Source organism: Duganella sp. sic0402 (assembly GCF_019219065.1).
Taxonomy (GTDB): Bacteria; Pseudomonadota; Gammaproteobacteria; order Burkholderiales; family Burkholderiaceae_D; genus Rugamonas.
This window is the reverse complement of the sequence record NZ_JAHUWK010000006.1, coordinates 190,024-204,551: the sequence shown is the minus strand read 5'-3', so window position 1 is coordinate 204,551 and position 14,528 is coordinate 190,024. Positions and strand designations below refer to the sequence as shown.

General features: G+C 64.0%; 10 protein-coding genes. 3 read left to right on the top strand and 7 right to left on the bottom strand.

Annotation, left to right across the window (positions count from 1 at the left end):
* The first annotated feature begins 134 nt into the window (after positions 1 to 134).
* Positions 135 to 1,574, top strand: coding sequence for a deoxyribodipyrimidine photo-lyase (locus KW842_RS16520; protein WP_218305198.1), 1,440 nt, complete (start codon positions 135 to 137; stop codon positions 1,572 to 1,574).
* On the opposite strand, the gene KW842_RS16515 is transcribed toward KW842_RS16520, so the two are convergent.
* The 6 genes from KW842_RS16515 to KW842_RS16490 form a co-directional block, all read right to left on the bottom strand.
* Positions 1,555 to 6,978, bottom strand: coding sequence for an Hpt domain-containing protein (locus KW842_RS16515; protein WP_218305197.1), 5,424 nt, complete (start codon positions 6,976 to 6,978; stop codon positions 1,555 to 1,557). The two genes, KW842_RS16520 and KW842_RS16515, sit on opposite strands and share 20 nt — an antisense overlap.
* Before the next feature lie 29 nt (positions 6,979 to 7,007).
* Entirely contained in the window at positions 7,008 to 9,278 is a 2,271-nt protein-coding gene (locus tag KW842_RS16510) for a methyl-accepting chemotaxis protein (RefSeq protein ID WP_218305196.1), read from the bottom strand.
* 39 nt (positions 9,279 to 9,317) lie between these two features.
* Positions 9,318 to 9,860, bottom strand: coding sequence for a chemotaxis protein CheW (locus tag KW842_RS16505; protein ID WP_218305195.1), 543 nt, complete (start codon positions 9,858 to 9,860; stop codon positions 9,318 to 9,320).
* Between the two features lie 3 nt (positions 9,861 to 9,863).
* Entirely contained in the window at positions 9,864 to 10,229 is a 366-nt protein-coding gene (locus KW842_RS16500) for a PleD family two-component system response regulator (RefSeq protein WP_218305194.1), read from the bottom strand.
* A 19-nt stretch (positions 10,230 to 10,248) separates the two neighbouring features.
* Positions 10,249 to 10,644, bottom strand: a complete 396-nt coding sequence (locus KW842_RS16495; RefSeq protein WP_218305193.1) for a PleD family two-component system response regulator — start codon at positions 10,642 to 10,644, stop codon at positions 10,249 to 10,251.
* A 79-nt stretch (positions 10,645 to 10,723) separates the two neighbouring features.
* A complete protein-coding gene (locus KW842_RS16490) occupies positions 10,724 to 10,876 on the bottom strand; it encodes a rubredoxin (RefSeq protein ID WP_092275808.1) in 153 nt (50 codons plus the stop codon).
* A gap of 91 nt (positions 10,877 to 10,967) precedes the next feature.
* On the opposite strand from KW842_RS16490, the gene KW842_RS16485 reads away from it, so the two are divergent.
* Together KW842_RS16485 and hemL are read left to right on the top strand one after the other, a co-directional pair.
* Entirely contained in the window at positions 10,968 to 11,846 is an 879-nt protein-coding gene (locus KW842_RS16485) for a bifunctional hydroxymethylpyrimidine kinase/phosphomethylpyrimidine kinase (protein WP_218305192.1), read from the top strand.
* 17 nt (positions 11,847 to 11,863) lie between these two features.
* Positions 11,864 to 13,156 carry a glutamate-1-semialdehyde 2,1-aminomutase gene (hemL, locus tag KW842_RS16480; protein WP_218305191.1) on the top strand — a complete coding sequence of 431 codons (1,293 nt, stop codon included), beginning with the start codon at positions 11,864 to 11,866 and terminating at the stop codon, positions 13,154 to 13,156.
* A gap of 52 nt (positions 13,157 to 13,208) precedes the next feature.
* Here hemL and KW842_RS16475 read toward each other — a convergent pair whose 3' ends face one another.
* Complete coding sequence (locus KW842_RS16475) at positions 13,209 to 14,519, bottom strand: nitrate/sulfonate/bicarbonate ABC transporter ATP-binding protein (RefSeq protein ID WP_218305190.1); 1,311 nt, start codon at positions 14,517 to 14,519, stop codon at positions 13,209 to 13,211.
* Positions 14,520 to 14,528: the final 9 nt, after the last annotated feature.

Here is a 14,528-nt window from a genome sequence, read left to right as displayed (position 1 = left end):
GGGTGCGTGGTGTTTCTGTGCTGCTGACAATTACTGTAGTATTCGCGCGGCTAGCAACTCTGTTTACCCTGTAGTTTACACTGAAACGCGGGTGCGGCCATGATTGCGTCCACCACAAGATTGATACAGACCGAATGAAACTGACTTCCTCCCTGGTATGGCTGCGCCGCGACCTGCGTGTTTTCGACCATGTGGCCTTACAACAGGCATTGCTGGCAAGCGAGAAGGTATATTGTGTTTTTGTCTATGACACCACGATTCTGGACGCCTTGCCGCGCCGCGACCGCCGGGTCGACTTCATCCACGCCAGCATTGCCGAGGTAGCGGCGGAACTGGCGCAGCTTGGCGGCCACCTGATCACCCGCCATGGCGATCCGCTGGCCGAGATTCCGGCGCTGGCGGCCGAGCTGGGCGTGCAGGCGGTGTTCTGCAACCACGATTATGAACCGCAAGCTATGGCGCGCGACGCCACGGTGGCGCACACGCTGGAAGCGGCGGGCTGCAAGTTCTACAGCTACAAAGATCAGGTGATTTTTGAGCGCAGCGAGGTGCTGTCGCAGACCGGCGGCGTTTTCTCAGTGTTCACCCCGTACAAGAACGCCTGGCTGAAGAAGCTGGCGGCCGATCCTTCGGTGCTGGCGCCGTACAACATCGAGCCGCATGCCGCGCGCCTGGCGCCTGCACCGGCCGGTGCGCCGCCGCTACCGACGCTGGCCGATCTCGGTTTCGAGCCGAGCAACCTGGCCGAGCTGAAAATCCCGACCGGCATGTCCGGCGCGGCGCAGCTGTTTGAGGATTTTTTGCCGCGCATCGCCGACTACAATGTGGCGCGCGACTTCCCGGCCGTGAAAGGGCCGTCGTATCTGTCCATCCATTTCCGCTTCGGTACGCTATCGGTGCGCCATCTGGTGCGTACGGTGCTGGACCTGCAAGAGCGCGGCGGTGGCGGCGAGGGTGCGGCGGTGTGGCTGTCGGAACTGATCTGGCGCGAGTTCTACGCGATGATCCTGTACCACCATCCGCATGTGGCGGCTTCCGCCTTCAAGCCGGCCTATGACGCCATCGCATGGGAAACCGGCCCGGAAGCTGATGAACTGTTTGCCGCCTGGTGCGAGGGCCGCACCGGCTATCCGCTGGTGGACGCCGCCATGCTGCAACTGAACCAGACCGGCTATATGCACAACCGCCTGCGCATGGTCACCGCCTGCTTCCTGATCAAGGACCTGGGCATCGACTGGCGTCGCGGCGAGGCCTATTTCGCGCTGCAACTCAACGACTTCGACCTGGCGTCCAACAACGGCGGCTGGCAGTGGGCGTCATCGTCGGGCTGCGATGCACAGCCTTACTTCCGCATCTTCAATCCGGTGACGCAGTCGCAGAAGTTTGACGCGCAGGGTAAATTCATCCGCCGCTACCTGCCGCAGCTGAAATCGCTGAGCGACAAGGAAATCCACGCGCCATGGGACGCGCCGCGCATGCTGGCGCCGGACTACTGGCCGCCGGTGGTGATGCACGACGCAGCGCGCAAACTCACGCTTGAGCGCTACGAAGTGGTCAAGAAGCCAGTGGCGTAAGCAGCTCACTGATCGTTTCCAGCAGCACCGGCTCCTGGAACGGCTTGCCGAAGTAGGCGTGGACGCCCAGCTCCAGCGCCACATTGCGGTGCTTGTCCGCGCTGCGCGAGGTGATCATGATGATCGGGATGTCCCGCGTGCGCTCGCCGCTGCGCACATTGCGCGTCAGGTCAAAGCCATCCATGCGCGGCATCTCGATATCGACCAGCATCAGGTCCGGCAGCGTATCCTTCAACTGCTCCAGCGCATCCACGCCATCCTTGGCCAGCAGTACCTGATAGCCTTCGCGCTCCAGCAGGCGCTGTGTCACGCGGCGCACGGTCATCGAATCGTCCACCACCATGATGGTATGGCCCTGCGCCGGCAAAGCCGCCGGGCTGTCCGCCGCCACCTGCGCGTAATGTGCCTTCAGCTCGGGATGATGCGCCAGATGCTGCGCCAGCGCCACCGGGTTCAGTATCAGCACGATGTCGCCGCTGCCCAGCACGGTGGCGCCGGCGATACCGACCATGCGCGCCAGCTGCGGGCCGATGTTCTTGATCACCACCTCGCGGTTGCCCAGCACCGCGTCCACTTGTAGCGCCAGGCGCTCGTTGCCGTTCTTGAGCATCATCACCGGCGATGAGCGTTGCAGCGGCGGCTGCGCGGCGTCGCCGAGCAGCGTGGGCAGGTATTGCATGCCGCTGTCGCGCGCCTCGGCCAGCGCGGTGTCCTTCATCTGCTGCACCTGTTCCACCAGGATGGCCGGCAGCGCATAGGTCTTGCCGCCAGCGGCCAGCAGCACCACTTGCGTGACGGCCAGCGTCAGCGGCAAACGGATGGTGAAGCGCGTGCCTTTGCCTGGCTCCGAGTACATATCGACACGGCCGCCCAGCGCCTGCGCTTCGGACTGCACCACGTCCATGCCGACGCCACGCCCGGACAGTTCAGTCAGCGTGTCGGCGGTGGAGAAGCCTGGTTCGAAAATCAGGTCGGCGATTTGCGTATCGGTGGCTTGCCCGTCTTCGTCCAGCATGCCGAGGCTGATGGCTTTGGCCTTGATGCGCTCCAGGTCGAGTCCACCGCCATCGTCGCTGAATTCGATGACCACTTCATTGCCCTCTTGCGCGGCTTGCACCAGCAGTTCGCCGGTTTCGCTCTTGCCTGCGGCCGCGCGCGCGTCACGTGCTTCGACGCCGTGCGCGATGGCGTTGCGCAGCAGGTGTTCGAATGGTGCGGACATGCGCTCCAGTACACTGCGGTCCAGCTCCACACCGCCGCCACGGATATCCAGGTTGACGCGCTTGTCGACATCCTTGGCGCTCTGGCGGGCGACGCGGAACAGGCGTTCGGCGATGCTGGCAAAGGGCACCATGCGCACGCGCATCAGGTCATGTTGCAAGTCGCGCGTGAGGCGGGCTTGCTGCGCCAGGTCGTTGTGCGCGTTGTCCACGCTGCGGGTCAGGCTTTCATGGAAGCTGGCGACGTCGTTGACGCTTTCGGCCATCATGCGCGTCAGTTCCTGCAAGCGGGTAAAGCGGTCGAATTCCAGTGGATCGAATTCGCGCTCGCTGGATACCGCCATGCGCGAGGCGATTTGCGATTCGGCCTGCATTTCGACTTCGCGCAGCTGGCGGCGCAAGCGCGCCAGGTTGTCGGAGAAGTCGGTCAATGAGGTGCGCAGGGTTCCAACTTCGTTTTCCAGCTTGGAGCGGGAGATCGACACTTCGCCGGCCTGGTTGACCAGACGGTCGAGTATGTCGGCGCGCACGCGGACCAGCGGGGTTTTGGTGCTGGCTTGCTGCTCGGCGCCGGCTGGCTGTGGTGCTGTCGGCTCGCCCCCGGTTTGCTGTTGTTCGGGATGCTGCAATTGTTCGAACAGCAGCAGCGCGTGATCGTAATGCGCCAGCAGCTCCTCGAATGCCTGGGGCGTGGTAGCGCCGGTGTGCACCATGTTTTCGACGTACGTTTCGATTTCGTGGCAGTGCTGGCCAAGGCGCATTGCACCGGCCATGCGCGCGCTGCCTTTTACGGTATGCAGCAGGCGCAGCAGGCTTTGCGCCTGCGCCAGGTCGGCAGGGTGATGCTGCCACGCGCGCAGCGACTCGCCAACCTGCGGCAACAGATCCGCGCCTTCTTCCAGGAAGACCGGCAGCAGATCAGCATCCAGCTCATCGTTGAAGATGGCCGGCGCGACAGGGAGGGTTTCCGCCTCACCCGCCGCCATGATCGGTTCAACGACGGGCGCGGCTTCCAGTTCAGCTACGGCGGGCAGTTCGGCGCCGGCATCAGCCTCCGGCTGAGATTCGGTGGCGGCTGGCGGCTCAGCTGCTGGCGCGGCGGGCGATGGCAGCGGTGCTTGCGGCCCGGCGATTTTCAGCGGCGGCTCGGCGAACGCATCGTCAAACGCGGCGTTGAACAGATCGTCAATGCCATCATCCACATGCACTTCCGGCTTTTTCTTCGGTGGCGGCGCAACCGGCGCTTCGGACTCCGGCACGGTGCCACTGATGGCGTTGTACGTCTCGCGGAACAGCTTATCCAGCGCAGACTCCTGCTGTTGTTCCGCCGCCGGCGCGCTCAAGCCATCCATGGTCTCGGCCACCAGATCATCCAGCCGCGACTCGATCTCGTTGCTGGCCGCTGCCGGCGTGGCCGCCAGCTCCTCACGCAAGCCTTGCAATGCACTGATCAACTCCGGCTGCTCATCCGGCATCGTCCCCGCTGCAAAAGCTTGCAGCATCTGGCGGATACGCTCCATGGTAAAGTCCAGCAGGTCATGCTGCACCTGATCCAGATGCGGCGCAGGCGGCAACAGCGCCTCCAGCGTCGACTCCAGCACCAGCGCCAGCTCGCGCAGCGCCGTGAAGCCAACCGTGCCCGAAGTTCCCGCCAGCGTATGCGCTGCCGCCAATGCGTCCGGATTCACCGGACGGCGCGCCTCATGGCGCCACTCGCCGAAATCCTGCACCAGCTTGCGTACCAGATCATCCGACTCGTGCAGGTAAATGTTAAACAGCGGCAGCGGGATCTCCAGGCCACCGACATGCTTCACATTATCATCACGCGGCACGGACGGCGTAATGGATGGGAAATCGATGACGTTGCCATGCGCGACCAGCGGCGCAGCAGTTGGCTGCACCACCGTTGCCGGCACCTCGTCTGGTGGCGCTTCGGACGGTGGCACGTCGGGCAGCGTGGCTTCGGGCGGGACAGCTTCCGCCGGTGTGAATTTGCCCTCGCCGCCATCCAGCACGCGCGCGGCGGCGGCTGACAGCGCATCCGCGCTGCGCTGCGAGACGCCACGCGTAATCAGCTCGTCCACCCAGCCACGCAACTCCCTGGTAGCGCTGTTCAGCAAATCAAACAAGGCCTCGGTAACCGCATGCTGCTCCGCCAGCCAGACATTCATCACCTTCTCAATCGCATGCGCGGCGTCAGCGAACTGATTCAAGCCCACCATACGCCCACTGCCTTTCAGCGTATGGAAAGAACGACGCAGCATGGTCAGGTTTTCTTCGGTGCGCGCCTGTGGCAAGAGCTCATCAACAAACACCAGTACTTCCTGCGCCTCGGCGATAAAGACTTCCAACAGCCCCGCCTCCACCGTGGCATCGCTTGCGGCAGGCGGTTGCTGTGGCATGGATACCGGCGCCGGTGCAGGCACCTGCTCGTCCAGCACCGGTATCGACTCCGACGAAGCCATCTTCTTGAACGGCACCGAACGGAAACTGCCCTGCTCCGCATCAAACGCAAAGCGCTCGCGCGCCCCCGCCGCATTCTGCGCCAGCATATCGACGAAGAATCCCAGCGCCCCCACATTCCGCGCAATCTCATCCAGCGCCTTCGCATCGGCAGCGGCATCCTCTTGGCCGTCCCCATGCGCCAACGCCTGCACTGCCGACTTCACCTGCAACACCGCCTGCGTCGCATCCTCCTGATCCAGCACCGACAAAGCGCCCTGCAACTGATGCAGCACCGGTTCCAGCGCCAGCAACGACGGCCGGCTGGCTGGATCGGCATAGTATTCATCCAGCACTTTCTCCACCTGGCGCAAGCCGTTCTTCATCTCCATCGCCAACGCGACGGCGGTGTCTTCCTGCTGCATCTGCCATGGAGCCGGCTCCGGCGGCGTGTCGCCGGACACCAGCGCCACCAGTCGCGCACCGATGGTGTCCGCATGCGCGGCAAAGTCACCGGGCAGATGGCGGATATGCCGCAAGCCATGCTCCGAAAACAGCAAGGCCGTGGCAATTTCCATCGTCAGCGCCTCGCTGCGCCCGGCAGTAACCGCCTTGCGCGCCACAAAGGCCAACTGACGCAACAAGGCAGCCAGCGCCGGCAGGCTCAGTTTCTCCGACTGCGCCGAGGCCTCACTGAGCGCAGCGTCAAAATCGGCATCCAGCGCCGGATCGATTTCCGCATTCGCAAGCCGATCCCAGCACACCTTGGCCTGTCCCACAGCGGCCCTGGCGCTCTCCAGCACGTCAGGATCGACCTGGCCGTAGCGGCGCGTATCGTAATCGGCCGGCGCCAGGCCATCCAGCGCATAGGCAGTGCGCAGCTGACGGACCGTTTCGGATGAAGAGTCTGCACCTGCCGTGGCCAGGAAAAACAAGGCGTCGCGCAGCATCGCTTCCGGCTGCGCCGCCGCGCCCTGGCTCAGACGGCGGATCTGCAAATTGATCATGCCAAACAGCTGCTTCACATACAGGCTGGCCATCAATTCGCCGCCAGCCACCAGCTCCGCGAAGCCCTGCATCGTCAGCCAGAAGGCGCGCGCCTGGCCGTCCTGCTGCGCATCGGCCACCTGCCTGATGGCGGCCAGCAGCGCCTCCGCATCGCCCGCGCCTTTCAGATAAGGCAGCAGCGCACGTTCAAAGCGCTGGCGATAGGCGGCGTAATCCACCGCGCCGCCGCTGCTATCCACATCCAGCGCCAGTGGCAGGCTGACCGGCTGCGCCAGATCCGGGAAAAACAGATCGGCAGGATGCACCCGCTCCGCGCCTGTCATTTCCAGCACCGCACGGTAGTAAGGGAACAGCCGCGCCGGTTGCGACGGCGCACCTTGCAGCAGCTCTTCCAGGTATTCCACCAGTGCCTGATACAGCTGCGCCACCGCCTGCGCGTTATCGGTGCTGCACTTCAGCGTGCCGGCCTTGAAGCGGTCCAGCGCCGCCTCGGCCACCTCGGTCATCAGGCTGACGCCATCCAGGTCCACCATCTGCAACGCGCCGTGCGCCTGATGCAAATGCGATTTCGCATGCTGCAGCTGCGTGGCCTGATCTTCCGGCTCCCTGCCGCCCGCCTCAAACAGCGCAGTGCGCGAACGGCCCAGCGACTCGCGGATCTCCACCATGACCCATGACAGGGGCCCGGTGTCCAGTTGCGATGGCTGTGGAAGCGAAAAATCAGTCTTGGTCATGCTAATCTCGGCCTTTCAATATCGGCTAACTAAGCGATCCGGAACCGCGCGACCGAGTTTTTCAACTCCTGCGCCAGCACGGATAACTTGTGAATCGATTGAGCGGTTTGCTGGGTGCCATCCTGCGTCTGCTGGGTCACCGTCAAAATATGTTGGATGTTTTGCGCTACGCCGTTCGCCGACGTGGCCTGCTGCCCGGTTGCCTGCGACATGCCGGAAATCAGCTCGGCCAGGTGATTCGACACCTGCGAAATATCATGCAGCGCGGCGCCGGCCGCATCCGACAGGCGCGCGCCTTCGACCACGCCCTGGGTCGATTTTTCCATCGCCGCCACCGCATCATGGGTGTCGGTCTGGATCGCGCGCACCAGCGCGCCGATCTGCTTGGCCGCTTCGGCAGAGCGCTCCGCCAGCCGCTGCACCTCTTCCGCCACCACCGAGAAGCCACGCCCAGCCTCGCCCGCCGATGCAGCCTGAATGGCGGCGTTCAGCGCCAGCACATTGGTCTGCTCGGTGATGTCGGAAATCAGCTCGGTGATCTCGCCGATCTCCTGCGACGACTCGCCCAGCCGCTTGATGCGCTTGGAGGTATCCTGAATCTGCTCGCGGATTTCATGCATGCCCTTGATGGCGTTTTCCACCGCCATCGAACCCTGACGCGCCGCCGCCACCGACTGCCTTGCCACGTCCGCCGATTCACTGGCGGAACGCGACACATCGGTAATTTCGCTGGCCATCTGCATCACCGTCGATGAAGCTTCCTGAATTTCGCGCGACTGCTGCTGCGACGCGTGCAGCAGGTCGCTGGAAATGCTCTGCGCCTGCGTTGACGCCTTGGTCACCTGCTCGGCGGTCGCGGTCACCCGTCCCACCAGGCCGCGCAATTCCTCCACCGTGTAATTGACCGAATCGGCAATCGCGCCAGTGATGTCCTCGGATACCGTAGCCTGCACCGTAAGGTCGCCGTCCGCCACTTCCTGCAACTCGTTCATCAGACGCAGAATCGCCGCCTGATTCTGGTCATTCATGGCCTTGGCTTCTTCCTCCAGCCGCTTCGACTCCTGGCGCATCGACTCCGCTTCCTGCCGGCGCCGTTCCGCGCCGCGCGTGCGATTGTAGGAATCTACCAGCAGCACGCGGCCGATCAGCGCCGCAGCCACCAGCGTCAGCATGCCGCCGCTGACCATCAGCCAGAAGGTCAGGCCGAGCGAATCCTGCTCTTCGCGATAGGTCGCCTGCAAGGTGCCCAGGCGCTGGCGCAGCGCTTCGTTGTCGTTGAAGATCAGCTGCTCGGCCGCTTTGGCGGCGGTGAATTTATCCAGCTTGTCCAAGACCGCCGTGACCAGTTGTTGATATGCCTCGAATTCCTGCTGCAAGGCGGTGAACTTGGCGCGCTGTTCCGCTTCACGCACCGGGGCCAGGCCGAGTGGCACGCTGCCATTCAAAAAGCCGTCGATGGTATTGCGGAACACGGTGGTGTCGCGGCCCAGCTGGAACGCCGTCTCCGAGCTGATGCCGCCGGCGCTCAGGAATTCGGCCGCGCCACGGTTCATGCGCTGGGTCAGCATGGTCAGCTTGCCCAGCGCCGCGATCTCGCGCGCCGAGCTGCCACGCTGCAGCCGCAGACCGATGATGTCCTCGGTGCGCACCAGCAGTTCGGGCGACATCTCGTTGAGCTTTTGCAGCGTCTTGTCCATGCCGCTCAGGTCCGCCTTCAGCGCCAGGATGGTGCCGGCGGCAAGGTCGGTTGCGGTCCACTGCTTGCGCGCGGCCGCCACCACCAATGCGATGTCGGAACGCGGCTCGCCGATTGAACGGCCCTGGTATTTGCCGCCGCGCGTCATCAGGTTGATGTCTTCGGTCAGCTGCTTGCGGCTTTCCTCCAGCTGGCGGAAGCCCTCGGCGCTGCCCTGCACCGCATTGGGCGCGGCCTTGCCGATGCGCTGCGAGTGCATCAGCGCATCGCTGGCGACCTGGGTCTGCGCCGAGCGGTTGGCGCTATGGATGTTGTTCAGCGCGACAAACACCGCGCTCATGCCCAGGCAGACACCCAGCGCGGACGAGAGGATGCTCAGCTGGCGCTGCGCCGGCAGGTGGCCGATCAGCGGCAGCTTGAAGGCAGTGGCGGGTTCGGGAATGGCGGCGCCACGGCGGCGGCCCAGCGCATCGCGCAGGCGCAGCGGGGCATCGCCATCCTCGGCGGCGGGCGGCAGCCGCGTGTCGCCAGACCCCGCGTCTGCGGCGGCATCCTGAGCGGCATTCCGGCTGCCGCGCGAGAAAAAGCCCAAGTTGAAAGCCATACACCCTCTCCGGATTCGTGTTTGCCTGCCTTATTGGCCCTACATCAGCCCTACTTGCGAAAAACGGGATTCCTCCACCAGCAGCGCCAGGTCGAGCCGCGTCCATTGCTGGCCCTCGGCGTCGCGGAACTGCTGCTGGCGCCAGGCCGGTGCATTCTCTTCGATGTCTGGCGCCGCCGTCATCTCGTCCAGCTTGCGCAAGCCCAGCACGCGCTCGGCCAGCAGCGCGCAGTTGAAGCCCAGGCCGGGCGCGAACGTAATCAGGCGGCGTTCCGCCGGTGCGCTGTCTCCCGCCACCTGTCCCTGATAGCGCGCCAGGTCGATAACGCCCGTCAGATGGCCTCGAATATTGACCAGTCCCAGATACCAGTCCTGCGTCAGCGGCACCAGCGCGACGCTTTGCAGCGGCGCGATTTCGCTGATCTGGGTCAGGTCCAGCAGGCATAAGCGGCCGCCTATCAGCACGCCCAGCTCGCGCCCACCCACTGCCGCACCGCTCTTGGCAGCCTGCATGCGCTCCAGCAGTTGCACCTGATACTGGCGCAAACGGCTGCGGCGTTCGGTGGGAGCCGGGCTGCTCATGCCTTAGCCGAGGGCTGCGATCTTGTCCAGCAGCTGGCCCGGATCGACCGGCTTTACCAGATAGTCGCGCGCGCCCTGGCGCAGCGCCCAGATGCGGTCCGTCTCCTGGCTCTTGCTGGAGCAGATAATCACCGGCACGTCCTTCAATTCCGGATCACGCGCGATCGAGCGCGTCACCTGGAAACCGTTCGCGCCGGGCATCACTACATCCATCAGGATCAGCTGCGGCTTTTCTTGCTTGATCTTGGCCAGCGCTTCCTCGCCGCTTTCCGCCACCGACACGTTATAGCCGTTTTTCGACAGGATATCGCTCAGGTAGTAGCGTTCCGTGGGCGAATCGTCGACGATCAGGATTCTTTGTATGGCCATATTTCCCTCTGCGGCTTTGCTATTCTGGTGAGGCGACAGCGCCGCCGGTATGCTCGCGTACTGCGGCCAGCAGGCTGTCCTTGGTAAAAGGTTTGGTCAGGTAAGCCACCGCCCCGACCATGGTGCCGCGCGCGCGGTCGAACAAGCCGTCCTTGGAGGACAGCATCAGCACCGGCGTGGCGTGGAATTTTGCACTTTTTTTAATCAGTGCGCAGGTCTGGTAGCCGTCCAGGCGCGGCATCAGGATGTCGCAGAAGACCAGCGCCGGATGGTGGTCGCTGATCTTGGCCAGCGCGTCGAAGCCGTCTTCGGCCAGCACCACCTCATAACCGGCCTGGCTCAGGAAGATCTCGGCGGAGCGGCGGATAGTGCTGCTATCGTCGATCACCATGATTTTCAGGGGCGTGGAGGTCATAATCAATCCGCTAAGATGAGCCTACACCATAGCATACGCCGCCTTTTCGCTGGCGCGACGGTGCCGCCTGGCCACGGGATCAGATGGCTACCATCTCGAAATCGTCCTTGCGGGCGCCGCACTCCGGGCAGCTCCAGTTCATTGGAACGTCAGCCCAACGGGTGCCGGGAGCGATGCCTTCGTCCGGCAGACCGGCTTCCTCATCGTAGATCCAGCCGCAGATCAGGCACATCCAGGTCTGAAAAGCCTGCGTTGTTTCGTTGCTACTCACGTTTTGCCACCCTCAAGTAAAATGCTGAATTAGGTATCTTAATCTACCCGCCGTGCAAAACCAAACTTCTCCCCTCATTCTCAGCTTTGGCGCAGCCGATCCGGCCGGCGCCACCGGTGTCCAGGCCGACCTGGCAGTTTTCTCGGCGCTGTCCTGCACCGGGCTGGCGGCCACCACCGCGTTGCTGATCAGCGACAGTGCGCGCGTCGAAGACCTGCAGGATATCGATCCTGACTGGGTAGCCGACCAGGCCCGCGTGGTGCTGGAAGACATGACCATGGCCGCTTTCAAAGTCGGCGCCATCACCAATATCGAACAAGTGGCGGCAATCGCCGAAATCCTGTCCGACTACCCGGATGCGCCGCTGATACTCGATCCCTTCAGCTCGCGCCTGCCGGCGCTGCCCGACGATGACGCCGAAGAGCTGCTGACCGCCATCCGCCAGCTGCTGGTGCCGCAGGCGACCCTGCTGATGCTGTCGCAGGTGGAACTGGGCCGGCTGGCCGAAACCTGGCGCGAAGGCGGCGAAGGCGGCGAAAACATTGACGGCCACGGCGCCGACACGCTGGAATCGGATGTCGAGCATCTGCTGGCCCTGGGCTGCGAATTCGTGCTGGTAACCGGCACCCCGGCCGGCGGCGCGACCGGCGACGCGGCCGCGCCGAACACCCTGGCCAACACCCTGTACGGCGCCGACGGCGTGATCCTGCACGACGCCTGGCAGCATCTGGCCGGACCGTTTATCGGCGCCGGCGGCACGCTGTCGGCGGCGCTGACCGCCTTCATGGCGCGCGGCGCCGACGTCCCAGAAGCAGCTGCGGCCGCACAGGAGTACACTGTCGGCGCGCTGGCGCACGCGCAGCGCTACGGCATGGGCAAGTTTGTGCCCAACCGTTTTTTCCATTTGCAGTCCGCAGCGGACATGCAGTAGCAAAGAAAGATGCCATCATGACCACGATTTCCAAGAACGACCAGCTGTTTGAGCGCGCCCAGAAAACCACGCCGGGCGGCGTCAACTCGCCGGTGCGCGCCTTCCGTTCGGTGGGCGGCACGCCGCGCTTCATCACCCGCGCCGAAGGGCCGTATTTCTGGGACGCGGACGGCAAGCGCTATATCGACTACATCGGCTCGTGGGGCCCGGCGATTGTCGGCCACGCCCATCCGGAGGTGGTGAAGGCGGTGCAGGAAGCCGCCACGCGCGGCCTGTCGTTTGGCGCGCCGACCGAAGGCGAAATCGAGATGGCCGAGGAACTGGTGCGGCTGGTGCCGTCACTGGAGCAGGTGCGCCTGGTATCGTCGGGCACCGAGGCGACCATGAGCGCGCTGCGCCTGGCACGCGGTGCCACCGGCCGCGACAAGATCGTCAAATTCGAAGGCTGCTACCACGGCCACGCCGATTCGCTGCTGGTGAAAGCAGGCAGCGGTCTGCTGACCTTCGGCAATCCGACCTCGGCCGGCGTGCCGGAAGATTTCGTCAAGCACACGCTGGTGCTGGACTATAACAATGTGCAGCAAATCGAAGAGGCGTTCGCCAACTTCGGCGATGAAATCGCCTGCGTGATCGTTGAGCCAGTGGCTGGCAATATGAATCTGATCAAGGCGTCGGCAGCCTTCCTGCAAGCGCTGCGTGCGCTGTGCACCAAACATGGTGCAGTGCTGATCTTCGATGAAGTGATGTGCGGCTTCCGCGTGGCGCTGGGCGGCGCGCAAGAACTGTACGGCATCAAGCCGGACCTGACCGCGCTCGGCAAAGTGATCGGCGGCGGCCTGCCGGTAGCGGCCTTCGGCGGCAGCGCCGCGTTGATGAGCAAAATGTCGCCAGTGGGCGCGGTGTACCAGGCTGGCACGCTGTCGGGCAATCCGGTGGCGGTGGCGGCGGGCATGACCACGCTGAAGCTGATTCAGCAGCCGGGCTTCTACGCGCAGTTGGGCGCGACCGCCAAGCGACTGGCCGACGGCCTGACCGCTGCGGCCAAAGAAGCCAACATCCCGTTCTGCGCCGATTCCGTGGGCGGCATGTTCGGCCTGTACTTCAGCGTGACGCCGCCAAACAACTACGCTGAAATGATGGCCGGTAACCGCGAGCGCTTCAACGTGTTCTTCCACGCGATGCTGGACGAAGGCGTGTACTTCGCGCCGGCCGCCTTCGAAGCCGGCTTCGTCTCCGCGCAGCACAGCGACGCCGTCATCGACGAAACCATCGCTGCCGCCCGCCGCGTATTCAAAACGCTGGCTGCCTGAGCGATGGCGCCAACCCCGCAGATCACCTTGCGGGGTAAAGCATGCCTTACCTCTACGCCACCTCCGGGAGGCCGTCGTCGGAGCGCTGTATCACCCCGGTGTTGAAGTTGTATTCGAACAGGTCGCCGTAGCGGCCCCATTCGATCGCCACGCGCAGGGCACGCTCGGCCTCCTCTTCGCTGAGCGTGAAGCGCAGCAGCTTGAGGAACAGATCCTCCGGCAAGTCACCCGACTTGTCCTGCTGTAGTCCGTGGCAGATGTAGGCGATCAGCGGCACATGCTCCAGCAACTGCTTGCCGAACAATTCCTGCCGTTCGGTGTTGGCAGCTTTTACATAGCGCGCCCCCAGCTCGGTGATCAGGATGTCGCCATTGGTCAGATAGGCGTATCCCAGCAGGATCAGCGCGTTCAGCACTTCCAGCAGTTCGACGTCAGTCAGCTCCGTCTCTTCAGCGATCTTCGGCAAATCGGCACGGCCGTGGAACGGTTCCTCGGCCAGGAGCTCCAGAATCCCCTCCATGTGCGCGATGCCCGCCTGCGGCAGACGATCCCCCAATTGCAGCTTGACCTCCTTCTCGCTGATCAACCCACCACGGCGCGAACTGGCCGTCATCAGTTCGTAGACCTTGTCGATCAGCTGGCGCACCTCGTTGCTCTCCGCCTTGCGCGGCTGCGGCAGCGAAATCGGCAGCTCGGCGCGCACCCGGCCCGGATCGCTGGCGAAGATCAGCACCCGGTCGGCCATCATCACCGCTTCTTCGATATTGTGCGACACCACCAGAATCGCCTTGGTCGGAATCTGGCCTGACTGCCACAGCTCCAGAATCTCTTCGCGCAGGCGCTCGCCAGTCAGCACATCCAGTGCGGAAAACGCCTCGTCCATCAGCAGCACTTCCGGCTCCATCACCAGCGCGCGGGCGATGCCGACCCGCTGCCGCATACCGCCCGACAACTCGCGCGGCAGCGCGCCTTCGAAGCCCGACAGGCCAATCAGGTCGATGACTTTTTCAGCGCGGCGCGCGCGCTCCTCCGGCGCCATGCCCTGCGCCTCCAGACCCAGTTCCACATTCTTCTGCACCGTCAGCCACGGGAACAGCGCAAACGACTGGAACACCATGCGGATGCCGCGCGCGGTGCCGTACAAGGGCATGCCGCGATACAGCACCTGCCCTGCATCAGCCTGGATCAACCCCGCCATGATGCGCAGCATGGTCGATTTGCCGGAGCCGGACTGTCCCAGCAGCGCGACGATCTCGCCTTCGCGCAGCGTGAAGTCGACGCCTTCCAGCACCGAGCGCGCGGAGCCGTCCGCACCACGAAAATGTTTGCCGACGGCTTTCAGTTCAACGATAGGAGTGTTCATGGTTCTGTT

Bases quoted from the DNA above. Each gene is read 5' to 3' on its own strand.
- KW842_RS16520 (WP_218305198.1), top strand. From the start codon at position 135: ATGAAACTGACTTCCTCCCTGGTATGGCTGCGCCGCGACCTGCGTGTT.
- KW842_RS16515 (WP_218305197.1), bottom strand. From the start codon at position 6,978: ATGACCAAGACTGATTTTTCGCTTCCACAGCCATCGCAACTGGACACC.
- KW842_RS16510 (WP_218305196.1), bottom strand. From the start codon at position 9,278: ATGGCTTTCAACTTGGGCTTTTTCTCGCGCGGCAGCCGGAATGCCGCT.
- KW842_RS16505 (WP_218305195.1), bottom strand. From the start codon at position 9,860: ATGAGCAGCCCGGCTCCCACCGAACGCCGCAGCCGTTTGCGCCAGTAT.
- KW842_RS16500 (WP_218305194.1), bottom strand. From the start codon at position 10,229: ATGGCCATACAAAGAATCCTGATCGTCGACGATTCGCCCACGGAACGC.
- KW842_RS16495 (WP_218305193.1), bottom strand. From the start codon at position 10,644: ATGACCTCCACGCCCCTGAAAATCATGGTGATCGACGATAGCAGCACT.
- KW842_RS16490 (WP_092275808.1), bottom strand. From the start codon at position 10,876: ATGTGCCTGATCTGCGGCTGGATCTACGATGAGGAAGCCGGTCTGCCG.
- hemL (WP_218305191.1), top strand. From the start codon at position 11,864: ATGACCACGATTTCCAAGAACGACCAGCTGTTTGAGCGCGCCCAGAAA.
- KW842_RS16475 (WP_218305190.1), bottom strand. From the start codon at position 14,519: ATGAACACTCCTATCGTTGAACTGAAAGCCGTCGGCAAACATTTTCGT.